At 28.9% G+C, this 23,870-nt stretch carries 23 protein-coding genes and 1 riboswitch; of the genes, 4 read left to right on the top strand and 19 right to left on the bottom strand.

Annotated features, from left to right (window positions below; translation table 11 throughout):
* Nucleotides 1-320: 320 nt before the first annotated feature.
* The 7 genes from M2214_RS18105 to M2214_RS01990 form a co-directional block, all read right to left on the bottom strand.
* On the bottom strand, nucleotides 321-443 hold the full coding sequence (locus M2214_RS18105; protein WP_256466695.1) for a hypothetical protein: 123 nt from the start codon (nucleotides 441-443) through the stop codon (nucleotides 321-323).
* Between the two features lie 547 nt (nucleotides 444-990).
* Nucleotides 991-1,986 carry a Gfo/Idh/MocA family protein gene (locus M2214_RS02015; RefSeq protein WP_248482237.1) on the bottom strand — a complete coding sequence of 332 codons (996 nt, stop codon included), beginning with the start codon at nucleotides 1,984-1,986 and terminating at the stop codon, nucleotides 991-993.
* Nucleotides 1,987-2,241: 255 nt separating this feature from the next.
* Nucleotides 2,242-3,600 (bottom strand): 23S rRNA (uracil(1939)-C(5))-methyltransferase RlmD, encoded by a 1,359-nt coding sequence (rlmD, locus tag M2214_RS02010; RefSeq protein ID WP_248482235.1) that lies wholly within the window; start codon nucleotides 3,598-3,600, stop codon nucleotides 2,242-2,244.
* A gap of 24 nt (nucleotides 3,601-3,624) precedes the next feature.
* Entirely contained in the window at nucleotides 3,625-4,368 is a 744-nt protein-coding gene (locus tag M2214_RS02005; RefSeq protein ID WP_248482233.1) for a phosphatase, read from the bottom strand.
* Between the two features lie 12 nt (nucleotides 4,369-4,380).
* Nucleotides 4,381-5,103, bottom strand: coding sequence for a pseudouridine synthase (locus tag M2214_RS02000; RefSeq protein WP_248482231.1), 723 nt, complete (start codon nucleotides 5,101-5,103; stop codon nucleotides 4,381-4,383).
* 9 nt (nucleotides 5,104-5,112) lie between these two features.
* On the bottom strand, nucleotides 5,113-6,438 hold the full coding sequence (locus tag M2214_RS01995) for an RsmB/NOP family class I SAM-dependent RNA methyltransferase (protein WP_248482229.1): 1,326 nt from the start codon (nucleotides 6,436-6,438) through the stop codon (nucleotides 5,113-5,115).
* Nucleotides 6,439-6,450: 12 nt separating this feature from the next.
* Nucleotides 6,451-6,780 (bottom strand): DUF1904 domain-containing protein, encoded by a 330-nt coding sequence (locus M2214_RS01990; RefSeq protein WP_248482227.1) that lies wholly within the window; start codon nucleotides 6,778-6,780, stop codon nucleotides 6,451-6,453.
* 397 nt (nucleotides 6,781-7,177) lie between these two features.
* On the opposite strand from M2214_RS01990, the gene fba (M2214_RS01985) reads away from it, so the two are divergent.
* Complete coding sequence (gene fba / locus M2214_RS01985; protein ID WP_248482225.1) at nucleotides 7,178-8,041, top strand: class II fructose-1,6-bisphosphate aldolase; 864 nt, start codon at nucleotides 7,178-7,180, stop codon at nucleotides 8,039-8,041.
* Between the two features lie 383 nt (nucleotides 8,042-8,424).
* On the top strand, nucleotides 8,425-9,366 hold the full coding sequence (fba, locus tag M2214_RS01980; RefSeq protein WP_248482223.1) for a class II fructose-1,6-bisphosphate aldolase: 942 nt from the start codon (nucleotides 8,425-8,427) through the stop codon (nucleotides 9,364-9,366).
* A 34-nt stretch (nucleotides 9,367-9,400) separates the two neighbouring features.
* On the opposite strand, the gene M2214_RS01975 is transcribed toward fba (M2214_RS01980), so the two are convergent.
* The 7 genes from M2214_RS01975 to M2214_RS01945 form a co-directional block, all read right to left on the bottom strand.
* Nucleotides 9,401-10,384, bottom strand: a complete 984-nt coding sequence (locus tag M2214_RS01975) for an ABC transporter substrate-binding protein (RefSeq protein WP_330651533.1) — start codon at nucleotides 10,382-10,384, stop codon at nucleotides 9,401-9,403.
* A 158-nt stretch (nucleotides 10,385-10,542) separates the two neighbouring features.
* Complete coding sequence (locus M2214_RS01970; RefSeq protein WP_248482216.1) at nucleotides 10,543-11,298, bottom strand: ABC transporter ATP-binding protein; 756 nt, start codon at nucleotides 11,296-11,298, stop codon at nucleotides 10,543-10,545.
* The gene (locus tag M2214_RS01965) at nucleotides 11,285-12,166 is read right to left on the bottom strand and encodes an ABC transporter permease (protein ID WP_248482213.1); all 882 of its coding nucleotides are present in this window, start codon (nucleotides 12,164-12,166) and stop codon (nucleotides 11,285-11,287) included. Before M2214_RS01965 ends, M2214_RS01970 begins: the two co-directional genes overlap by 14 nt.
* 431 nt (nucleotides 12,167-12,597) lie before the next feature.
* Nucleotides 12,598-13,326, bottom strand: a complete 729-nt coding sequence (locus M2214_RS01960; RefSeq protein ID WP_248482212.1) for a hypothetical protein — start codon at nucleotides 13,324-13,326, stop codon at nucleotides 12,598-12,600.
* A 446-nt stretch (nucleotides 13,327-13,772) separates the two neighbouring features.
* On the bottom strand, nucleotides 13,773-14,258 hold the full coding sequence (locus M2214_RS01955) for a hypothetical protein (protein ID WP_248482210.1): 486 nt from the start codon (nucleotides 14,256-14,258) through the stop codon (nucleotides 13,773-13,775).
* A gap of 11 nt (nucleotides 14,259-14,269) precedes the next feature.
* Nucleotides 14,270-14,833 (bottom strand): 5' nucleotidase, NT5C type, encoded by a 564-nt coding sequence (locus tag M2214_RS01950; protein ID WP_248482208.1) that lies wholly within the window; start codon nucleotides 14,831-14,833, stop codon nucleotides 14,270-14,272.
* Nucleotides 14,834-15,062: 229 nt separating this feature from the next.
* A complete protein-coding gene (locus tag M2214_RS01945; protein WP_248482207.1) occupies nucleotides 15,063-15,794 on the bottom strand; it encodes a hypothetical protein in 732 nt (243 codons plus the stop codon).
* Between the two features lie 220 nt (nucleotides 15,795-16,014).
* On the opposite strand from M2214_RS01945, the gene M2214_RS01940 reads away from it, so the two are divergent.
* Together M2214_RS01940 and M2214_RS01935 are read left to right on the top strand one after the other, a co-directional pair.
* Nucleotides 16,015-16,176 carry a hypothetical protein gene (locus tag M2214_RS01940; protein WP_248482205.1) on the top strand — a complete coding sequence of 54 codons (162 nt, stop codon included), beginning with the start codon at nucleotides 16,015-16,017 and terminating at the stop codon, nucleotides 16,174-16,176.
* 96 nt (nucleotides 16,177-16,272) lie between these two features.
* Complete coding sequence (locus M2214_RS01935) at nucleotides 16,273-17,199, top strand: DMT family transporter (RefSeq protein WP_248482203.1); 927 nt, start codon at nucleotides 16,273-16,275, stop codon at nucleotides 17,197-17,199.
* Between the two features lie 407 nt (nucleotides 17,200-17,606).
* On the opposite strand, the gene M2214_RS01930 is transcribed toward M2214_RS01935, so the two are convergent.
* The 5 genes from M2214_RS01930 to M2214_RS01910 all read right to left on the bottom strand — a co-directional run bounded on the left by M2214_RS01930 (nucleotide 17,607) and on the right by M2214_RS01910 (nucleotide 23,763).
* The gene (locus M2214_RS01930) at nucleotides 17,607-18,047 is read right to left on the bottom strand and encodes an S-ribosylhomocysteine lyase (protein ID WP_248482201.1); all 441 of its coding nucleotides are present in this window, start codon (nucleotides 18,045-18,047) and stop codon (nucleotides 17,607-17,609) included.
* A gap of 13 nt (nucleotides 18,048-18,060) precedes the next feature.
* Entirely contained in the window at nucleotides 18,061-18,732 is a 672-nt protein-coding gene (locus tag M2214_RS01925) for a hypothetical protein (protein ID WP_248482198.1), read from the bottom strand.
* Nucleotides 18,733-18,748: 16 nt separating this feature from the next.
* A complete protein-coding gene (locus M2214_RS01920; protein ID WP_248482196.1) occupies nucleotides 18,749-21,121 on the bottom strand; it encodes a homocysteine S-methyltransferase family protein in 2,373 nt (790 codons plus the stop codon).
* Between the two features lie 5 nt (nucleotides 21,122-21,126).
* On the bottom strand, nucleotides 21,127-21,984 hold the full coding sequence (locus M2214_RS01915) for a methylenetetrahydrofolate reductase (protein ID WP_248482194.1): 858 nt from the start codon (nucleotides 21,982-21,984) through the stop codon (nucleotides 21,127-21,129).
* 93 nt (nucleotides 21,985-22,077) lie between these two features.
* A riboswitch (SAM riboswitch) is annotated at nucleotides 22,078-22,182 on the bottom strand.
* Nucleotides 22,183-22,263: 81 nt separating this feature from the next.
* Nucleotides 22,264-23,763, bottom strand: a complete 1,500-nt coding sequence (locus M2214_RS01910; protein WP_248482192.1) for a glycoside hydrolase family 26 protein — start codon at nucleotides 23,761-23,763, stop codon at nucleotides 22,264-22,266.
* Nucleotides 23,764-23,870: the final 107 nt, after the last annotated feature.

The following is a 23,870-nucleotide window of genomic DNA, read 5'->3' as shown; positions in this document are numbered from 1 at the left end:
TTGTAGAAATTATTTGCATATTAAAACAACCTAGAAAATATTGTATTTCTAGGCTATTCTAGTATTATCCAACAATATAAATGTATATATCTAAACTAATATCTACTGCTCTTTCTAATATATACATATTTATCTTACCTTTTTATTAGATATAGAAGATATCCACTTCTCATTAATATTAAATTAGTAAAAATTTTTGCGATTCTTTCATCCTCCTCTAACATCAGTCTTTTTTATCCATTTTTTTACAACGTGAAAAATATTATATAATCTTGATATTTAATGGTAGGCATTGAATAAGACCTATAGCTTAATTTATTTTAATCCATATCAAATTCTTTCACTTCTAATTTCACTATAAAATTCCTAGTTTTTTCATTATCTGTTACATAATTGAGAGAAAAATAAAGGTTATTTTTAATAATATTTATATATTTCTTCATATTTTTACCTCTTTTAATTCACAATATAAAACTATTTTCTTTTGGGCTTAATAATAAAATTAATTATAATTCTCATCATGTTAGTTATAGTTCCTATTATAGCAGAACTAATAAATGCACCTAGAAATAAACTTCCAATGTTATCGGTGCCATCATTTGAATTTCATAAAGTATAATGAATATAAAAAATGCAATTATATAATCTAATTTTCTAATCTTCAAAGTTATCACTTCGTTTCAAAGTTGCTATACATAATTCTATTATTACGAAATAGATAATAACTAGAGTTTATGTATTACCATAGATCTTTCTGTATTTCATGATAAATAAACCTTTATATTTCCCGAGAAATTAACATTATATAAAAAAATTATACAAAATAATTTATTGTAAAAGCTTATTTATCTTACTTTTAAAGCATTTCTCATATCTTTAGATAAAAATTTGTAAATACTACATATTAAGTCTGAGAGGTATTTTATTTTGATCCTAGCTTATTCTAGTCAAATAAAAAAACTAAGAACTCATTGAGCTCTTAGTTTTTTATTACTCATTAAATTGCTTACTATCTGCTGCAAATACAATTCCAGCATCTTTTCTCCCCATTACTACTGTGTCTACAACGCTTAAAGAATGTTCTAATAATTTATAACACTTTTTCAAATCATTATTATAATACATATTTATAAATTCTATTACCTCATAAACCATCCTATTTGAAAATTTCTGTTCGTTATAAGTTTTAACTTTATCACCAATCCCAATTTCAAATGAAAGACATTGATTAGCAGGACTATTTAATTTTATGTATCCCTTTGTTCCTTGAATAATAACAAAGCTTGGACTATATGAATCTTTAGCTCCTACACACTCACATACAAAATCATCATATCTTAAAGTAGCGATCCCAGATGTATCAATTCCATTTTCAGCGATATTAGCAATATATTTTACTTCCTTTGCTTTTCCAAACATTCCAGTTACAAAGTGTAAATTATAAATATTAATATCTGCCAATGCTCCCCCAGAAAATACAGGATTGAATACATTTGTCACTATTCCTTCTAAAAACTTATCATATCTACTTGAATACTGAGAATAATTACATTGAACTAATTTTATTTCACCTAAAGTTTCAATCTGTTCTTTAATCTTATTATAGTTTGGCAAATGTAATGTTGTAATTGCCTCAAATAAAAACAAGCTCTTTTCTTTCGCTAATTCTATCAATGTTCCTGCTTCTTCAACAGTTGATGTAAATGGTTTCTCACAAATAACATTTTTCCCATTTTGTAATGCTTTTAAAGCATATTCATAATGCATACTGTTTGGAGATGCTATATAAACAAAATTTACGTTTTCATCTTTAAGTAATTTATCATAATCCGTATATATTTGTTTTATATTATAATTATCTGCTAACACTCTGGCTGTTTCTTCCTTTCTTGAATAAACAGCTGTACATTCAACATTTACTACTTCCTTTACTGCATTTAAAAATTCCTCTACAATTACACCTGTTCCTACTGTTCCTATTTTCATAATGCTTTCCCTTTCTTTATACATCATAAGTCTATATCTTATTTTTCACTTTATAACTTAATTTTATAATATTATTTTTAGAAGTGTAAATATAAATTCAGTTTTTTTAAAATCTACTTTCTAATATATAAAAATCAAAACAAAATATAAAGCTTATTAAAATATTAGAAAATGATTTAAATGCTTTATAAAAACATTTAATACATTTGTGGTATTTTAATAAGCTTTATTTGGATTTAAGCACTATACAATTTTCTAATTCTTTTTACGAAGAAGTACAACAGTCTCCATATGAGGCGTATTAGGGAACATATCCATTCCTTTAACCTGAACTATTCCATATCCCCCATCTTCAAATCCAACCAAATCCTTAACCAAAGTCTTAGGATTACAAGATATATAAAGAATCTCTTTAGAATTAAATCCTACTATATCCTTTAAAGCATTCTTGTGAATACCTGGTCTTGGTGGATCAACTATAATTAAATCTGGTTTTTCCTTTATAGATTTAACCTTCTGAGCCACATCACCTGCTATAAACTCACAATTAGTTATATTATTTATTCTAGCATTTTCCTTAGCAGCCTCTACAGCCTCTTCAACAATCTCAATACCTATAACCTTCTTAGCACTCTTTGATATCATTTGAGCTATAGTTCCAGTTCCACTGTATAAGTCAAATACAACCTTATCCTTTTGATCTCCTATGAATTCAGAAGCTATTTGATAAAGTCTTTCTGCACCCTTTGTATTAGTTTGGAAGAATGAAAATGGAGATATCTTAAACTTAAGTCCAAGTAACTCTTCATATATATAATCTCTTCCATGAAGTACATTCAACTTATCACACTGAACCGCATCCGCAAGTCCATCATTTTCTGTGTGAAGAATACTTACCATCTCACCATCAGTATCAAGACCTAATAACATATCCTTATACTCAGTCATATCGAAATCAGCTTGAGTAGAAGTTACTATATTAACCATTATCTCTTTAGTATTAAGTCCTTTTCTAACAACTAAATTTCTAAGATAGCCTGTATGCGGCATAGTCTTATAATATGGAAGACCTTTCTCTGCAAAATATTCTACAGTACTCTTAAGTATCTTTCTATAATCTTCATCTATTAAAATACAAGTATCAACCGTTATTATATCAAGAGCTCTTCCCTTTTTGTGAAAACCAAGTGTTAAAGGTCCATCTTTTTGCTCATCACCAAAAGTATACTCCATCTTGTTTCTATACTCATGATTCTGAGGACTTCCTTCAACTCCTAAAAACTTAAATCCAACAAAATCTTCTTGTGAGAATAAATCAAGTATTTGCCCCTCTTTTATTTCAATTTGCTCTTCATAAGGAACAGAAAGCATTGAACATCCACCACAAAATCCAAAATGCTCACAAGTATCACAAGTCTCCATATCAGACTTCTCTATTAATCCAAGTGACTTTCCTTCTATCTTATTCTTTCTAATTTTCTTTATTAAAACCTTAAGAGTCTGTCCAGTAATACCACCCTTAACATCAACTCTTTCACCTTCAATAAATCCATATGAATTTCCACCAAAATCCATACCCTCAATCTTAAGTTGCACTATATCTCTCTTTTTCACACCTAACCTCCACCGTACAGTATTTTAAATAAGTTCTTTGAAATCCTTAATATTTTTCTTTCCTTTAGAATCTAAATAATCTATAAAACTCTCCAAAGAGTTATTTACCACAAGCTCATCAGGAATTCCAGCTTCCTTAAATACTTCCTTAACATGATCAAATCTTCCTATTTGGAATGCTATATGAGTATCTGTTCCTGCAACTAATTTGACGTTCATCTCTTTAGCCATCTTAGCTATTTTGATACAGTTTTCTCTACTTCCAGGTCTACTCTTCCCAAATGAACTGTTGTTTATCTCTATTAGTACATTGTTGTCCTTTGCAGCTTGTAAAACTCTCTCTGCATCTATATCAAATGATGGGTTTCCAGGATGTCCTATTATATCTACATACTTGTTTTCTATAGCTTTAATAAGTGCATTAGTGTTCTCTTCCTTAGTTCCAGGCTTTATACAAACATCATGAAGACTTGCAAGCACTAAATCAAGCTCTGGTAAAAACTCTTCATCCATATCTAACTTTCCGTTATAGTCGATAATATTCGCTTCAACTCCTCTTAAAACGAATACTCCATCTATAACTCTAGGTATTACTTTTTGATTAGCTATATGGTATACATGTGGTCCACCTGGCATTGCTGGTGCATGATCTGTTAAAGCAAACATCTTAAGGCCTACATTTTTAGCCTCTCTTGCTAAATCATGAACCGTACTATATGCATGTCCACTGGCAATCGTATGACAGTGTGTATCAAATTCAAACTTCATAATTATCAGCTCCTATTTAGTCTCTAGTAATTCTAGTTCTTCTTTAGTTAACTCTCTGAATTCTCCAAGCTCTAAACTTTCATCTAATTTTAATTTACCCATTTGTATTCTCTTTAAATATACTACTTTTTTGCCTACACTTTCAAACATTCTCTTAACTTGATGAAACTTTCCTTCATGTATAGTTAGGTTTATCTCAGATATATCATCACTTTTTAATATTTCAAGTTCTCCTGGTAAAGTCTTATATCCATCATCTAATACTACGCCTTCTTTAAAAGCTTCAATATCTTCATTTGTTACCACTCCATCAATCTTTGCATAATACGTTTTTGGAACGTGCTTTTTAGGAGATAATAATCTATGAGATAGTTTTCCATCATTAGTAATTACTAAAAGTCCTTCTGTATCCTTATCAAGTCTTCCAACTGGAAAAGGATCGAATGCTATTTGTTCCCTATCTAATAAATCAATAACAGTTTGATCCCACTTATCAGTTGTTGCTGAAATGCAACCTGCTGGCTTGTTCATTATTAAATATATAAATTCTCTATAATTGATTTTTTCTCCGTTAAATAATATCTCATCATTTTCTGGATCTACTTGAGTTGAATTCTTTTTTACAACCTCTCCATTAACGACAACTAATCCTCTTTTGCAAGATATATTAATCTCCGTTCTGCTTCCATATCCGATATTAGATAATACCTTGTCGATTCTCATTTTTTTAGCCATAATATCCTCCTACACCCATCTCCATGATTTTTCATATCCGTTCTTTAAAGTACCTCTATTTAATTTTCCAAATCCAAGTGGGTATCCATTTACACATATCAGGTTGAACCCATTCTCACCATCTGTAAATATTGTTTCTCCCTTTAAATACTTTATAACGTTTGGATCGCCCACGTCTAAGTTTATCACTCTTTTAAAATCTTCTTTTTTAAGTGCCATAGCAAGCGCCTGTGACGGCTTAAATCTATTCTTAACCACTTTACCAAGTAAAAGACCTGTTCTAACAGCTTTTAAATTCTTAGTCTGTATCATATCCTTTGGAGCTAAATATAGATTGTCATTTATAGTTATAAAGTTCCCGTTTAAAGTTGTATTCATGTTCTCTTTTTCAAATTCTTCAAAGCACTCAGGCTTCTTCTTATCCTTTAAGCTCTTGTACTCTTTATTTTCTCCATCTGTCTTTTGTAAAAGAGCTAAGAAATGTCCTTCTCCATTTAACTTATGAGGCCATAATCTTCCAACTTCTTCAAGTCCTAAACCTTCAGAAATTTCACCGATTTTTTCTATATTAAGTAACTCAAAGTTATCGTTATTATCTAAGAACTCTTGTATCATATTTTCATTTTCATCTTTATTAAAAGTACAAGTAGAGTATACTAACTTTCCTCCAACCTTTAACATCTTGGCTGCTTCATCTAGTATTTCTCTTTGCATATCAGGGTATATACTTATATCGTCTTTTTCCCAACTCTTTATGAGTTTTTCATCTTTTCTAAACATACCTTCACCAGAGCAAGGTGCATCTACTAAAACTCTATCAAAGAATCCTTCAAAGTTTTTGCAAAGTCTATTTGGAGAATCATTAACAACTAATACATTAGATACTCCATACATTTCTATATTCTTAACAAGAGGTTTTACTCTACTTGAATTTATATCATTAGTTACAAGCATTCCCTCACCTTGAAGTCTTGATGCTATTTGAATACTCTTTCCACCAGGCGCTGCACATAAATCCAGTACTTTATGTCCTCTTTTAACATCTAAAAATTCAACAGGAGACATAGCAGATGGTTCTTGTATGTAATATAGCCCTGAATTATAAAAAGGCGATTTAGCAGGTCTTACATCTTCTTCGTAGTAAAATCCATCTCGGGTCCAAGGAATTTTACTCAAATTAAAAGGAGAAATCTTCAAAAATTCCTCCACTGAAATTTTAAGTGTATTTACTCTAAGTCCATAATACCTTTTTTCGTCATAGCTTTTTAAAAAAGCATCGAATTCATCATTTAGTATTTCTTTCATATTGTCTAAAAACTTAACTGGTAATTTCATATATATCTTCTCCTAGAAATGCTCAGCATTTTCATAGTATTTTTCTTTTTCAAATGTAGTAAAAGCTAAGTCTAAACTTTCAACGTTAAGACCGTCTCTTATACTATCAGTTATAATCTTTGCTACCTTATCTTGAGTCTCTTGTCCTCTATCAAACCAAGCAATCTCTATAAACGGATACACCTCTTCTATTTGTCCATTTCTTATAGCTACTGATTGAATGCACTCTATCTCAAAATAATCTCTTGGGCACTTAACAACTTCAACTAATTCATCTACCATTTTCTCACTTATTTTACAAACCTCATTGGCTTGAATTCCTCTTATCTTAATTTGTGGCATACTTTTTTCCTCCTACACACTCTATATCAATTATTGTCAAATATTATTATACTTTTTATTCTCGATGATTACAATATAAGCGACCTTTATCCGAAAGCTAAAAGTTCTAAAACCCAAGTCTCTTAATACTGGAGTTAAGAACTTAACATCTTCTGGATTAGCTCAGCTAGAAATTCAGTTGGAGTAAAAGCTCCATCTGAATTAAGTTTCGCTCTATCTCAGTTTAAAATGATTTTTTCAAATGAATTTTCTATTTTTCTATTTTAAAATTTAAAAATAAAAAATTTTATATTTCATATTTTATAATTTTAGATTATAATATTGAATATAAAGAGAATAATACATATATATTGTTTTCTATTAAATCTATTTAAATTCAAAATTATGGAGGTATTCTATGTTAGTTTCAGCAAAAGAAATGTTAGTTAAAGCTAGAGAAGGTAAATATGCAGTAGGTCAATTTAATATCAATAACTTAGAATGGACTAAGGCGATTTTATTAACTGCTCAAGAGAATAACTCACCAGTTATACTTGGTGTATCTGAAGGTGCAGGTAAATATATGGGTGGATTTAAAACTGTAGTTGGAATGACTAAAGGTTTAATCGAAGAATTAAGTATCACTGTTCCTGTTGCAATTCACCTAGATCACGGTAGCTATGATGGTGCTCTAAAAGCTATGGAAGCTGGTTTTTCTTCAATAATGTTTGATGGATCTCACTATGATATAAAAGAAAATATAGCTAAGACTAAAGCGATAATAGATATAGCTCACAATAGAGAACTTTCAGTAGAAGCTGAGGTTGGTTCTATAGGTGGAGAAGAAGATGGTGTTGTAGGTTCTGGTGAGATAGCTGATGCTGCTGAGTGTAAGGCAATAGCTGAATTAGGTGTTGATATGTTAGCAGCTGGTATTGGTAACATTCACGGTAAGTACCCAGAAAACTGGTCTGGACTTAACTTTGAAGCTTTAGGAAATATTCAAGATGCTACAGGAAACATGCCTCTTGTACTTCACGGCGGAACTGGTATCCCTGAAGATATGATAAAAGAAGCTATCTCTTTAGGAGTTGCTAAGATCAATGTTAATACTGAATGTCAATTATCATTCGCAGCAGCTACTCGTAAGTACTTCGAAGCTGGTAAAGACTTAGAAGGTAAGGGATTTGATCCTCGTAAAATATTAGCTCCTGGATTTGAAGCTATAAAATCTACAGTTAAAGAAAAAATGGAGTTATTCGGATCTGTAAACAAAGCTTAATTAACATATAACAAGCATAAGAATTTCATAATTATATTTCAAGAGCATAGAATTTATTTTCTATGCTCTTTTACTTTTCCTAATTTAGGTGTATAATGTTTAGTTGTAATTCAAATTCCGTATAAAATGGGTTTAGAATTTAAATTCATTCTTTACAATACGAATTAAAATTTTATATATTAAAAAATTATAAAAAAGTCTTTCTTTGAAAGATTCTAAATGTAGACTTTTTTGAAACTCATAACGGAATTTATATCTATCCACAATTTAAATATGAATATAATTTCCTATTCGTTATAAAATTTTAGTTTTATAGATATCTTTGATAACACAACTGCGTTTTTAATTATTTAAACTACATATATTAAAGGAGGAATTTTATTATGCCATTAGTTACTACTAAGGAAATGTTCAAGCTTGCTTATGAAGGAAATTTTGCTATAGGTGCATTCAATGTTAACAACATGGAAATAGTTCAAGGAATAATTGCTGGTGCAAAAGAGGAAAACGCTCCCGTAATTCTTCAAGCTTCTGCTGGAGCTAGAAAATACGCTAATTCTATATTCTTAAAGAAGTTAGTTGAAGCTGCTATTGAAGAAAGTGAACTTCCAATTGCTCTTCATCTTGATCATGGTGATAGCTTTGAAGTATGTAAGCAATGTATAGACGATGGATTCTCATCTGTTATGATAGATGGATCTCACCTTCCATTTGAAGAAAATATAGCTCTTGTTAAAAAAGTTGTAGATTATGCTCATGAAAGAGGCGTTGTAGTTGAGGCTGAGCTTGGAAAATTAGCTGGTGTTGAGGATGATGTTAATGTAAGTGCTGAAGATGCTACTTATACAGATCCTGCTCAAGCTGTTGAGTTTGTTGAAAGAACAGGTGTTGATTCACTTGCTATAGCTATAGGTACTAGCCATGGTGCTTACAAATTCAAAGGTGATGCTAAACTTGACTTTGCAAGACTTGAAAAAATAACAAACTTACTTCCTAACTTCCCATTAGTTCTTCACGGTGCTTCTTCTGTTCCTCAAGAATACGTTGAAATGTGTAATGAATTCGGAGGAAGTATACCAGGAGCTAAAGGTGTACCAGAAGAAATGCTAAGAGAAGCTGCTAAATACGGTGTATGTAAAATAAACGTAGATACAGATCTTAGACTTGCTATGACTTCAGCTATTAGAAAAGTATTAGCTGAAAATCCTTCTGAGTTTGACCCAAGAAAATACTTAGGACCAGGTAGAGATGCTATCAAAACTATAGTACAACATAAAATAAAAGATGTATTCGGTGCTTCTGGCGCTGCTTTAAAATTAAAATAATTATAGTAAGGGTGTCTATTTAGACACCCTTTTATTATAATGAATTTGTATTTATATAAACAATTCTTTCATCATCTGGTTTTTTTATAGAAAGATCTTTCAAAGTATCTTCATTTATAATTATTTCCATTTCTTTTCCTTCTTTTACAGGCATTTTAGAAATATCTTCTCCTTTTAGAACCTCAACTGCCATTTTTCCTGATTCATATCCTAGTTCATAATAATTAATACCACAAGTTGCTAATGCTCCTAATTCCACTGACCCTTTTTCAGATGCTATAATTGGAATTTTCTTTTCTAAAGTTTTTTGAACTATAATCGGCATTGAAGATACTACTAATTGATCTGTTGGTGCATATAATACATCTACTTTACTAACTAAACTACTTATAGCAGTATTTACTTCATTAGTGCTAGTAACTCCCGCTTCAACAACAGAGTAACCATATTCTTTACAGTATTTTTTTAATTCATTTACTTGAACCTCAGAATTAACTTCACTAGTATTATATATAACCCCTATTTTTTTAGCATATGGAATAAGAGTTTTTACTAATTCTAACTGCTTATTTACAGGTACATAATCACAAGTTCCTGATATATTTGTATTAGGTTCTTCTAAAGACTTAACAAGTCCAGCTGAAACTGGATCTGTTACAGCACTAATTACTATCGGTATATCTTTAGTTGAATTATAAGCTGCTTGTGCTGAAGGTGTTGATATAGCGAAAACTAAATCCTTATTTTGAGATACGAAATTTTTAGCAATAGTTTGTGTTGTAGATATGTCCCCTTGAGCATTTTGGAAATCTATATCTATGTTTTCTCCATCTTTGTACCCATTGTCTTCAAGTGCTTTAATGAATCCTTCTCTATTTTCATCAAGCGCACTGTATTCTACTATTTGAGTAATCCCTATTTTAATTTTATCATCGTCTTTTGTTCCACATCCAGTTAAAACAGTAATTCCTACTAATCCCATTAAAATCATGTTTTTTATTAATTTTGTTGTTTTCATAAATATACCTCCCTAATATAATTTATAATTCTATATGAAACTATAACTTTGTTTTCTGAATAACCTGTTAGAATAGCTATGCTTGCAACTATTTTTAAGCAACGGAGCCCGTAGGACTCGTTGGCGACATAAGCTATGCGATAGCATAAAGCGAATTTTTATACTGCATACTCAAATTTTTTGAGTATATCTTCGATAGTTAATCTCTTTTTCATTTCTTCATCTGCGTCTAATATTATCTCCCCCTTATGTAGCATAATTAATCTATTTCCATATTTAAGTGCGTGACTTAGGTTGTGTGTTACCATTAATGTTGTTATATTCTTTTCTTTTACAATCTTATTTGTTAACTCCATAATCTCATTAGATGTCTTTGGATCTAAAGCTGCTGTATGTTCATCTAAAAGAAGAAGTTTTGGATCGTTTACACAAGACATAATAAGCGAAAGTGACTGTCTTTGTCCTCCTGATAAATATCTAGCTTCTACATCTAAATATCTTTTTAAATCAAGTGATATATCCTTTAAAAGAAATTCTAATTTCTGATTATCATACCTAATACATTTTTTGAAGTTCAATAAATCCCCTTTGTTTAAAGCAATAGATAAATTTTCTCTAACTGTCATTGAAGGGCATGTTCCCATCGATGGATTTTGAAAAACTCTGCTTATAATTTTAGTTTTCTCATGCTCTGGTTGTGATGTTAAATTTGCATCTTCTAAAAAAATTTCTCCTGAAGTTTCTTTTAAAACACCTGAGATAATATTTAATAATGTCGACTTTCCTGTTCCATTACTACCTATGATACTTACAAAATCTCCTTTATTTATTTCTAGTGAAAGATTTTGAAATAATTTATTATCTTGGCCATATGGATTTTGAAAACTTTTAGATAATTTCTTAATTCTTAGCATATACTCCCCTCCTTAAAATAGATATTTTTTGTTTACTTATAGGATTTTTAAACTCACCCACAGATAAGAATAAAATTATTATAAAAGAAGTAATAAGTTTTAAGTCTGTTGCAGTTAAACCTGCATTTAAAGCTACATATATAACAAGTTGATATAAAATAGTTCCTAAAATAATTATGCTAGTTTCTTTAATTTTGAATATTTTACTTATAAAAGACTGACCTATAATAATACAAGCAATTCCTAAAACAAGAGTTCCTATCCCCATAGATACATCTGAAAATCCTTGATATTGAGCCATAATACATCCTGAAAAACTAACTAATCCATTAGATATCATAAGTCCTAAAATTTTAATTTTCCCAACTTCTATACCAAGTGATTGAACCATTTGCGAATTATCTCCAACAGCCTTTAATGTATATCCAAGTCCTGTTTTTAAAAATAAATCTAATAGAATTTTGCATATAAATATAATTGCTAAAGAAATTATTATCGAAGAAAAACCTGATTTAAATATATGATTCGTGTTGAATAAAGCAACATTCGCCTTTCCCATAATTCTTAAATTAACTGAATATAAAATTCCCATTACCAATATTCCTGAAAGTAAATTTGAAATTTTTAATTTAACATTTAAAATTCCAGTTAAAAAGCCTGCTATTAAGCCACCCCCAATTGCTAATAAACATCCTGTAATAGGCGAAAAACCATTTTTTAAGGATACAGCTATAATTGCTCCTCCTAGTGAAAAACTTCCATCTACAGATAAATCTGGAAAATCTAATATTTTATAACTTATATACACCCCCAATACCATAATTCCTAAGATTAAGCTTTGTGTAACTACTCCAACTAATGCATCCATATACATTCTCCTTTCTTTTTTATATTTTTATATACAAAAAAACCGCATGGACTTTTTCATGCGGCTTTGGCTTTATATAATAATGGATATAAAAAAGCCGCATAGATTATCTATGCGGCTTTTATTCATATATCAAGAATGAATAATTTTTCAACTCTAATAGCCTACATAGATACAAACCCTAATGTTTAATCAATTTCGTTTTCGTACGAATTCGGGGCTTGCATCTATGTTTTTATTTTAAACTAGATACAAACCCTGTCTAAATTGGCTATTAAAAAAGAAACTATTTTTTATATTTACTAAATTATTCATTCTTCATCTCTCCTCAAATATTTTTCTCAAATTTATTTAACATTGATTCTATACTCGAACAAATCATTTGTCAAGATTTTTTTAGAATTTAATTAAACCGAAATAAGAAAATACTATCATCTTCCTAATTCAACCCCGAAAAAATTCCTATTACCTATTCTAACTTTATCGCCCTTATCACTAGTCAACACAATCTCATCAACAATGCCACTTCCAGATCCACTTCCAAAATTTCTATCCCAAATAACATTATAGTTATCTAAATTTAATAAAAATGATTTAGTCTCATTCCCTCGTAACTCAAAAACTACTCGTTTTCCATCAAAAGTATAAAAACTAATAGGCTCTATTCCATCTTTTCTGTGAAAATGATTATCAATACTCAAATAAAAAGTCTTTTTTTCATCACTATAATTCGTTAGTTCGAACTGAGCTGTAAATTCAACAAACTTATTATCTTCATAGCTGTAATTTATGTTACTATGCTTAGGATTATATCCTATTGTTAATAATCCTGAAGAATTCTTCTTGATATTGCTTGCCGTCATTCCTGTAATTGAATAAAACACAGTAGTTAATACTACAAAAATCAAAAATACACTCCTTCCTCTAATATTCAAATCATCTATAACATGCTTTTCTACTAGATGTAAACATATCATAAAAAGTATTCCAAAATATATTACAGTTAAATGTGTTCCACTATAATCACCAGTCCATGATCTTAATCCTATAAATTCCAATATGTAATCCCCTAAAGCACGAGTATACGAAGTTGTAAGCATCATATAAAAAGTAATTGACATTAAAAATATTAGAATTCCCGCTTTTATCTTATTATTCATTCCCACACCATCTTTCCATAAGCTAATTGCATAATTAAGTATATGTTACTATAAAACACCAAGTTATTTCAATTAATTTCCATATAATCGAAATATAATTAAGTTCTCACCCTCCAAAACTCATTTAGAATGGTTGTACTTGCGTTAGCATATGGTAGTTTAAAATTGATTACGGTAAGAATAGTATCCTTAAAACTTTCTATGAAAATGTTAGTAAATGCTTTTAGATATTTTGACTAATACAACTTAGATTTTATCGTTTAATAATACGTTTAAAAATTTATGTGTTTAACCGTAGGGAGTTCTTAAATTTTAGGGTTATTAATAAGATAAAAACTTAGTTGTATTCAAAATATCGTTGTATTTACGGTATTTTCATAGGAGGTTTTCGATAACCCACAGAACCAAAAATAAAAAATAGGCATCTCTAAAGAGATACCTATTTTCTAGTTGAAATACTTTGAAGAACCTTTTAATTGTCTTTTTGAAACTATTCTAGCTAGGTCGACTAACTTTGCAGTTTCTATATTTTTAAATGAAATACAAATTACAAACTTAACATCTGTAAAAGTTTCATCTAAATCGTAAATTTCATATTTGCATTTTATATCTTCATACTTGTATTCTTCTTGAAGATCATCTGCTACATCATCACATATTTCTTTTAAGTACATTTTTATATCTTCAAATAAAACTTGTAAGTACTCTTCTTGATCTACATCATATTGCTCATACTCTTCTTCTTCTAAAAATTCAAATTTAAAAACAGATTTATCTAATTTACAATCAAACACCATAATATCTTTTTGATTTATAGAATCTGATATATCCTTTACATATCCAAAGTCAGCCTTTAAAGTTAATATTTCTTCTACTGATTCACTTTTAACAGTTCTTGAGCCTTCTTTATTTTCAAAAGTTATCTCTATCAAAACTTTCCCTCCTATAAAGACATGTCATCTATTATATTTTTTATTTCCTTCCAGCTAGTAACTCTTGTTACATTTTCTAAATCTATATCCTTGTTATAATTTGCGTCCATTAAAAGTACTTGTATTCCAGACTGTGCCAAGTCTTCAGTATTATGAGGGTTATCTTCTATGAATAAATCACAGTCTAGCTCTTTAGCCTTATCAACCTTGTAATATCCTCCTAAATAATATACATCTATTTTAGGAAAATTATTAACTTCCATCCATTCCTCTGTTACATCCTTTAATCCTTCATTTCTAGCAGTTACAAAGTACAAATTATGCTTTTTATTAAGCTCATGCATAATTTCGCTGGCTGAATCTAGTGGACTTGCACTAAGATGTATATCATAACCTTTATAAGTATAAAATTCAAGTATTTCTTCAAGAGTAGTCTCATATAAATCTTCTAGTTTACATGTGTTCATATCTTCTTCTTTTAAATCTTTATTAAAATGCTCGTTAAAATATTCTATAAAATAATATGGATCAGTAATTGTTCCGTCTATATCTATACAAATGTTTAATTTCTTCATCTACTACCTCCGTAAAACGAACCTTAATTCAGATGACTATTTTACTCCAGCTGAATTTTTACTACTTATTATATTATTGTCTATTTTGATATAAAAATCAAGTAAAACAAAGACTCTTCTTATTTTTTAATATTTACTTATTGAGTAATATCTTGGAATCTATTTAAAATCTAAAAATTCAGACGGAATAAATGCTCCATCTGAATTAAATTCAGCTTTATATTGATTTTTATTTTTTTAAATTAGACTTGATCTTATTCACGTTATCTGTAAAACTGTGCACTAATTTATCTGATAGTTTTAAGCTGTCTTTTATTTTAATTATATACTTTGGATTTTTATTATCTAAAAACTCTATACCATAATCCATGGCCTTCTTCCTTATATAAAAAGCCTTCTGTATATCTAATTTTGCATCCTTTAAAAGTTTTGTATTTTCTTCGTCTTTAAACTCAGGTACCTTTAAATTTCTATACATTAATTCTACTTGATCGCATTTTTGTCTACTGTTTTGAGCTTCTTTCATCAACTCATTCATATCTGCCTTGCCCTTTTGCATTTTCTTTAAAACTCCATAACATTTTCTAAGTGGAACAAGACCCTTTTTCTCTATATCCTGCACTTCTTTTTCAAAGTCATTAAGTACTTTTAGCTCATCAACTTCTTCATTCTCTTCATCAGCCTTATTATTTAAGCTATCAACAACTTCTATTTGATCTTTATTCAAATTTTTATTGTTCGTTTTATCTATATTAATAACCTGTACATGAGAATTATCATCTTGAACTTTTTTTTCTAAATTTTCTTGGTCAAAGTTTATATTCTCATCTATTTCTTGTTTGGAGACAATCTTTTTCTCTGTATTTTTTTTATCATCTGTTTTTTTATTTATGTTATTTATACTCATCATAATTTTTATTTTATCATTTTTGTATTTAATAGCTTGTATGTTATCATTCATATCTGTATTCATGGAAAAAATTGACGAAACCGTCAGTATATATATTAGTGTAAACATATATTTATTTTTATTTTTATATGTTAAAATTATAATTATAGGAAATAAGTATACTATAAATAATAAAATTTTATTCATAAAATTTCACCTCTTAATATTTTCTAAGTATTCCTTTATTATTGTTTTATAGATGAAATTTTATACACTTTCAGGAGGTCTTATGATGAATGTTTCACCTATATATCAAATATTAAGTATGATTCTCTTAATATATATTATCTATTTCTTTATAACTAAAATAATTAAACTGCCTACAAGAGTATATAATTATTTAGATAATATGGACAAAATAGAAAATGACGTAGACTATTCACGAAAAAAATAGATATTTCAAATAATTGCCTCACTTGTATTTATTTATATTTTTAGATATAATATTTTAGTTTTCATATATCTGTATATTTACAAGGGAGGTTTTTAGTTGAACAATGACAACAAGCTTGGGTATTTAGCTGTTATTTTAAGCAATATAATTATTGGGCTTGCTTTTTTATTTACAAAAAAAGCTGTAACTGCTACTGATCCTATAACTACTTTATTTTTAAGATTCTTTATATGCTTTATAGTGATATCCTTAACTATTTTATTTAAAATAGTTAAAGTTAATTTAAAAGGAAAAAACTTAAAAAATCTCATTTTTATGTCTATATTTTTTCCAAGTGGATTTTTCTTATTTCAAAGCTTCGGACTTAAATATGCCTCATCATCTGAAGCTGGGATTATAAGTGCTTTAACACCTGCTATAATATTAATTCTTAGTATTGTATTTTTAAAAGAAAAAACAAATATAAAACAAATACTATCTATTATTCTTTCAATATTTGGAGTTATATATATTTTTTCAATGAAAGGTATGTCCTTAAACTTAGATAACTTCTTAGGAATACTCCTCATTTTTATTTCTTGCATATGCTTCTCTATATTCAGTATCTTATCAAGAAAATTTTCAAATGAGTTTACTCCTGTTGAGATATGCTTTTTTATGCAGTTGTTCGGATTTATGGTGTTCTTATTTCTGTTCATCGTAAACAGAAATAGTTTCAGCAGTGCAGTTTCATTGTTTAAAGATTTATCATTTATAGGTCCAATACTGTATCTATCTGTTTTATCAACACTTATAAGTGCTATTCTTAATAACTATGCTTTATCTAAAATTGAAGCCTCAAAGGTAGGAGTATTTTTTAATATATCTACTATAGTATCAATAGCAGCTGGAGCATTAATACTTAATGAGAAAATATTTTATTATCACATAATCGGATGTACTCTTATAATAATAGGAATAGTTGGAGCAAATTACTTTTCTCCTAATATAGATACCAAAAATACATCTAAAAAATCAGCATAAATCCTAACGTACTTTGTTCTTCAAGTAAATACATCAACTCTTTTGAGTGACAAAATGCTGGATATTAAAATACCGCAACTGTGTTAAATATTTTAATATCCAGCATTTTAAATTAGTTCAAATTTGCTATATATTTTCTGCTATCGCATTCTTCTTAAATTCATGTAACCTCTAACACTAAATCTAAAAAAGAGGGTTATTGAAATGTTAGCTACTTTTGGGTTAATGTTTTTCCATACACCTTAGATTATGTCTACTGAATATACGTTAAGAAACTTTTTTGTCTGACCATAGGGAGTTTAAAAGTTTTAGTATGTTTAGTAGACACAATCTTTAGTTGTATAAAAATATTGACTAAGTAGCGGTATTTCAGTAATCCTCTTTTTTCGCTTACCCCATAGATTCACTTATTTAAGCTTCTCTAAAACCCCCTTAGCATATTCCTTAGCTCCAAACAGTGACATATCTCTATAGTTACCACACTGTATTTCGTTAACTGCTGGAATCTCATCAGCTTTTAGTACTTTCTCAAGACTATTTATAAGTGCTTTTAAAACAGTTTCCTCATCTATATCACCAACTAGTATAAGGTAAAATCCTGTTCTGCATCCCATAGGAGACAGATCTATAACATCATCTAGGTCCTCTCTTATGAATCCAGCCATAAGATGTTCTATAGCATGAATTGACGCAGTTGGAATAGCCTCTTTATTAGGTTGAGTAAACCTCAAATCAAACTTACTTATTATATCCCCTTTAGGAGTTTGAATTCTTCCACATTTTCTCACAAACGGAGCTTTTACTTTAGTGTGATCCATTGTAAAACTTTCAACTACAATATTTTTCATATTAAATCCCCCTTTATTTTTTACATGCCCAAGTTCTACAATTTGAACATGAGTTTATTCCTTTACATATTTCTTTTTTATATCCAGTTGGATAATTTCTTTCTTTTATTTGATATGACCATCCTATAATTGCCGTTACTGATTTTATAGGTTGTAATAAAAAGTTGGAACTTACATTTATATCTTTATGAGTTTTTAATATATCTAATATATTTTTTTGATATCTTAAATCCCAGTCTCCATATCCAGGACTAAATCTTAAAGACGAATGAATTCCGCTTAAAATATTTTTGCTTATCAAATAATTATGAAATTTATCTATTAGTATTTCAACTGCATGTGAACCCAAGATATCGGCTACAGAGCTTTTTTTAAACTCTAAGCTATGATATTTTTCTTTAGAATATTTATTAAGATAATCTCCTATGCTAAGAACTATTAATGTTATCTTATGACATCCAGAAAGACCTTTTGCTAAATAAGCGCTGTCTATCTCAATTTCATCTAGTACTACCTTATCCTTTTCTATGCTTTTTATATTAATATCTTTATAATAAATACAAGGCTTTATATATTTTTTAATTTCTAAAACATCATCTTCTAACCCTTTTAGTTCATCTACCCTTTGACATATACTATCAATTTCTTTTTCTATATTAAAGTTATATAAAACATTTACGTCCATAAAATTTCTCCATATATCATATTAATGAATCTACAAGCCTAACAGCACCAACTGCATCTTCACTATATCCATTTGCACCAGATTTTTTTGCAAATTCCTCTGTAACTACTGCACCTCCAGCTATTATTTTGATATCTGGAAGTTCTTTTCTTATACAATCTATAGTAGTAGTTATTTCAGGCATAGTAGTTGTCATAAGAGCACTTAAAGATATTACATCTGCATTTTCTTCTTTAGCTGTTTTTAAAAACTTATCTGCTGATACATTCTTTCCTAGATCCACAACCTTATATCCATGGGATCTTAACATAACGCTTACCATGTTCTTTCCTATATCGTGTACATCTCCTTTAACAGTTCCTATAACTACAGTTCCCTTAGTTTTAATATCAAATCTTAAGGTATTCTTTATAATATCAAATATCTTTTCAACTATTTCTGCACTAAGCATTAATTGTGGCAAGAAATACTCTTTGTTTTCAAATTTTTGACCAACTATATTAAGTGCTTTTATAAGACCTTCATCTATTATCTCTGACTTATCTACTTTATTATCTAAAAGTTTTTTAGCTATATCTATTGCTTTATACGAACCGTTTACTATGCATTTTTTAAGTTGATCAACTGATATAATATCACTTGGTTCATCTATTTCAGTTTTTGAAATACTTTTTTTACTGTTTAAGTTTATATAATTAATAGCATTTTCATCTCTATTTGATAAAACAGATGCTGCTTGATAAGAATTCATAATATTTTCATCTAATGGATTGAGTATTGCAAGGTCTAATCCATTTAAAATAGCCATGGATAAGAATGAACTATTTAACTTACTTCTGCTTGGAAGCCCAAACGATATATTACTAACACCTAAAACTATGTTTACATCTAGTTCTTCCTTTATAATTTTTATAGATTTTAAAGTTTCAATAGCTGCGTTATTATCTGTAGATACGCTTATACATAGTGGGTCTATGTATATGTCTTTTTTAAGTATATTATAAGCAATACATCTATCTACTATTTTCTTAGCTATTTCAAGCCTTTCTTTTGCACTATTTGGTATCCCATTTTCATCAAGAGTAAGACCTATAACCCCCGCTCCATATCTTTTGACTATAGGAAGTATAGATTCAAGGCTTTTTTCTTCTCCATTAACAGAGTTTACTATCGCTTTTCCGTGATAGTTTTTTAAAGCTTCCTCTAAAACATCTTTATCTGTTGAATCAATTGATAAAGGTGCATTTACATTCTTTTGAATCAAGTTTACAATGTTTTTCATAACATCTACTTCATCTATTCCATCAACCCCAACATTAACATCTATCACGTGTGCTCTGTTTTCAACTTGAATTTGCGCTTCTTCTTGCGCTATTAAAAAATCTCCATCTTTTATCTTCTGAGCTAGTTTTTTATTAGCTGTAGGATTTATTCTCTCCCCTATTATTTTTGGAAGATAGTTTTTGCCTGTCTTTACTATTTCTTCTCTACTTGCAAGTGTTGATACTTCTTCTAATTCTCTTTTTACAGGTTTGAAATCTTTAATTCTTTCTTTTATAAACTTAGTATGATCTGGTGTTGATCCACAGCATGAACCAAATATATTAACTCCTATCTCAAAATATGGTTCAATCTTTTTTATGAAATCCTTACCGTCTAGTGGATAATATATGCTGCCATCTTTCACAACAGGAAGTCCTGCGTTTGGTTGGACTATGACAGGTAATGAAGTATTTTTACATATCTTTTTAGTGACTTCTATTAATTCCTCTGGTCCTCCCGAACAGTTTACTCCAACAGCACTTGCTCCTAAAGATTCTAAAACTATTGCCGCTGATTCTGGGCTAACTCCTGTTAATGTTCTATCTCCCTCATAAGTTAAGCTGCATATAACTGGTATATCACAAACATCCTTTGCAGCTAAAAGAGCTGCTCTTATCTCTCCTAAATCATTGAATGTCTCAAGAAGTATAAAGTCTGGATTTTTACTTGATAAAGCTTTTATCTGCTCTTTAAATATTTCATATATTTCATCAAAACTATTATTCCCTATAGGCTCTACAAATTTTCCAGTAGGTCCAACAGATGCAGCTACATACTTATTGTATTTACAAGCTATTTTTTTAGCTATTTCTACTGCTTTTGTATTAATCTCATAAACTCTATCTTCAAGACTGTACTCTTTAAGCTTTACACTACTTCCACCAAATGTATTGGTAGTTATGACATCTGCTCCTGCCTTCAAATATTTTTCATGTATTTTAATAACCTTATCTGGATAATCTACATTCATAAGTTCGGGACAGTGACCGGGCTTTAATCCCTCCTGCTGTAACATAGTTCCCATGGCACCATCAAACACTAATAAACCTTCTAAAATCTTATTCATATCTATCACCCCTGTAATAATTCTATAGTCAAATCATAATCCTTCATAGGGAATATATGAACCCCTTTTGATACACTCTTTATATGCGAATGTATCTCTTTTAATATTTTAATTTTTTCTGTTTTACAATCTTTATCAAGTCTATCTATGAGTTTATTAGGAACATCTATTCCTGGAACATTATTATTTAGATACCTTGCAAACTTTACTGACTTTAAAGGCATGAGTCCATACAATATTGGAATATCTATATGTTCAACTTTTTTTGTGAATTTTTCTAGTTTTTTAATGTCAAATATAGGCTGAGTTTGAAAGAAGTTTACTCCACTTTCTATCTTTTGGTGAAACTTATCTATCTCTTTTTCTAAATCATCGCTACATGGATTTACTACTCCCCCAATAAAAAAATCAGTTTTTTCTTCTAATTTATTACCACTAAAATCAAATCCACTGTTTAACTTAGATACAACTTGAGTAAGACCTATAGAATCAGTGTCAAATACTCCTGTTGCATTTTTGTGATCTCCAACCTCTGGTTTATCTCCTGTTAATGTTAATATATTTTTAACACCTAAGGCATTAGCTCCTAGTAATTCTGATTGGATAGATATAATGTTTCTATCCCTACATGCAAAGTGAAATATAGCTTCAAGATCAAGCTTACTTTGTATTATGTTTCCTAAAGCTATAGGACTCATTCTCATATTCGCCATAGGATTATCTGGTATATTAACTCCGTCTATTAAGTGAGCTAATTTTTGTATCCTATCTACCTCAGATTGTGAACTACCCGATTTTGGTGGTTCTATCTCTATAGTGGTTACAAATTTGTTTTGTTTAATTTTTTCCTTCAATGTCTTCATGTTAATCCTCCCTATCTTATTAAGATCAAAGAGATAAGAGTCCTAATAAACAAAAAAACCTCTTTCAACTGAAAGAGGTTACAATCCATAGAAAACTTATCTTTCAGCTAATTAGCTGCTGGATTTAGCACCGATGCACATTCGTGCCGGTTGCCGAGATTTCACTGGGCCAGATCCCTCAATCTCTCTTGATAAGAGTTTATTTTGTTTTTTTACATACTATATCATCTTGAAATATATGTCAAGTGTTTTTCAGAATATTTTATTCTTTTTAATAATTTATCTATACTTTTTAAGACCTTCTTTAAAAGCATTAATAGTATCTTCATTTTCATCTAATCTATATACCCTTGCCGGATTCATGTTGCTATCCCAGTCGATTCCGTTCCACCATATAGCAACCTTTATGTTTTTGAAATATTTAATATTCCTAAACATTTCGTCCATCCATTTTACTTTATCTCCTCCCACACTATTACATCCAAACTCTGTAATCATAAATGGTTTATTAAAGTTTTTAATATATTCATTATAAAGAGGTATATATATTTCATTAAAATTTCTCCACTTTTCCCCTTCATAATATGTTCCAGCATTATATCCTGTAAGACCTATTATATCTACATACTCGTCTCCAGGATAATAATTCAAGCAGTTATTCCACTTAAAATCCGGAAAAGATACATCATGTGGATTCCATACCCAAAGGACATTGTCTACTTCATTAAACTCAAATATCTTATATACATATTTATATACTTCTTTAAATATGTCTGTATCCTTAGAATAATAGTAACTAGAATATGTACACCAATCTCCATTCATCTCATTATTCAACCTAAACATTATAGGATGGTTAAATTTTTTTATTTTTTTTGCATAATCATTTAGAAAATCATCGTATTTGCCATTTAATATATCATACATAGCAGATGGATTATCTTGTTTATCTAAATACATAGTTTGAAGTGTTAACAATACATATCTATCATCATTGTATGCATTTAATATCTCATCCATAGGGAAAGATTTGCTAGAAAAAGATTGATAGCTAACTAAAAATTTAAAATTATAATCTAGCTTTTTTTCAAGAGAATTTAGAAAATCAAGACTTTTAGGAGCATTCTTTTCAAAAATTCCCCATTTCAATTCTTTGTTTTCTGAAAAATATTTTTCGTAAAACAGCATAGTTTCTTCATTTAAATTTCTATTCTTTAAAGCTTCAAATGTTTTTAAATGACTACTTCCATCTAAAATCTTAAAGCTACTTATAATCTTCATATAATCTCTAGGATGCTCAAATGGTTTTGATGATTTAATAATTATTGTATAAACTTCATTTTCATTCTTTATAAATTCTGCACTTACATAATAGTTTTTATCATTTTTTAATTTTGAAAGCTTTTCACGCCTCCACTTTAATAAATGCACCTTAATATTATTTATTTTTAAATTTTTATCAAGCTCTATTATATGGTTTTTATTATTTGCAAATTTATTACTATAATTTATGTAAGCTGTAGGTGAATTTATACTGTTTTTAAAATCATCATGGTATATTTCTATCTTTGTGTTTTTGTCATATATAACTGTTCTGATATTTTTTAAAGATTTGTCTATATGCATATTTTTAGAATATTTTAATGTGTACAAATTATTAGAATCTACATAATCAATGTATTCATCATCAGCATAATTTTTATATCTTGCAAAATTAAAAATAGTTAAAACTGATATTGTAAATAAAAATAATATAATTAATATTTTCCTTATATTCAAGTTATCCCCCCAGTTTTCATATTCTTAATTAATTTTATTTAAAATGGGGGGTAAACATTCCATAAAATGAAAGGAAGTACTTTTTCGTTATAATTTTAATATTATAA

The sequence above is a fragment of the Tepidibacter aestuarii genome (assembly GCF_934924865.1).
Classification (GTDB): domain Bacteria; phylum Bacillota; class Clostridia; order Peptostreptococcales; family Peptostreptococcaceae; genus Tepidibacter_A; species Tepidibacter_A aestuarii.
This window is presented reverse-complemented; position numbering and strand designations above follow the sequence as displayed.

Coding starts and splice junctions, on each gene's coding strand:
- M2214_RS18105 (WP_256466695.1), bottom strand. CDS start 443: ATGAAGAAATATATAAATATTATTAAAAATAACCTTTATTTTTCTCTC.
- M2214_RS02015 (WP_248482237.1), bottom strand. CDS start 1,986: ATGAAAATAGGAACAGTAGGAACAGGTGTAATTGTAGAGGAATTTTTA.
- M2214_RS02005 (WP_248482233.1), bottom strand. CDS start 4,368: ATGAAGTTTGAATTTGATACACACTGTCATACGATTGCCAGTGGACAT.
- M2214_RS02000 (WP_248482231.1), bottom strand. CDS start 5,103: ATGGCTAAAAAAATGAGAATCGACAAGGTATTATCTAATATCGGATAT.
- M2214_RS01995 (WP_248482229.1), bottom strand. CDS start 6,438: ATGAAATTACCAGTTAAGTTTTTAGACAATATGAAAGAAATACTAAAT.
- M2214_RS01990 (WP_248482227.1), bottom strand. CDS start 6,780: ATGCCACAAATTAAGATAAGAGGAATTCAAGCCAATGAGGTTTGTAAA.
- fba (WP_248482225.1), top strand. CDS start 7,178: ATGTTAGTTTCAGCAAAAGAAATGTTAGTTAAAGCTAGAGAAGGTAAA.
- fba (WP_248482223.1), top strand. CDS start 8,425: ATGCCATTAGTTACTACTAAGGAAATGTTCAAGCTTGCTTATGAAGGA.
- M2214_RS01975 (WP_330651533.1), bottom strand. CDS start 10,384: ATGAAAACAACAAAATTAATAAAAAACATGATTTTAATGGGATTAGTA.
- M2214_RS01970 (WP_248482216.1), bottom strand. CDS start 11,298: ATGCTAAGAATTAAGAAATTATCTAAAAGTTTTCAAAATCCATATGGC.
- M2214_RS01965 (WP_248482213.1), bottom strand. CDS start 12,166: ATGGATGCATTAGTTGGAGTAGTTACACAAAGCTTAATCTTAGGAATT.
- M2214_RS01960 (WP_248482212.1), bottom strand. CDS start 13,326: ATGAATAATAAGATAAAAGCGGGAATTCTAATATTTTTAATGTCAATT.
- M2214_RS01950 (WP_248482208.1), bottom strand. CDS start 14,833: ATGAAGAAATTAAACATTTGTATAGATATAGACGGAACAATTACTGAT.
- M2214_RS01945 (WP_248482207.1), bottom strand. CDS start 15,794: ATGAATGATAACATACAAGCTATTAAATACAAAAATGATAAAATAAAA.
- M2214_RS01940 (WP_248482205.1), top strand. CDS start 16,015: ATGAATGTTTCACCTATATATCAAATATTAAGTATGATTCTCTTAATA.
- M2214_RS01930 (WP_248482201.1), bottom strand. CDS start 18,047: ATGAAAAATATTGTAGTTGAAAGTTTTACAATGGATCACACTAAAGTA.
- M2214_RS01925 (WP_248482198.1), bottom strand. CDS start 18,732: ATGGACGTAAATGTTTTATATAACTTTAATATAGAAAAAGAAATTGAT.
- M2214_RS01920 (WP_248482196.1), bottom strand. CDS start 21,121: ATGAATAAGATTTTAGAAGGTTTATTAGTGTTTGATGGTGCCATGGGA.
- M2214_RS01915 (WP_248482194.1), bottom strand. CDS start 21,984: ATGAAGACATTGAAGGAAAAAATTAAACAAAACAAATTTGTAACCACT.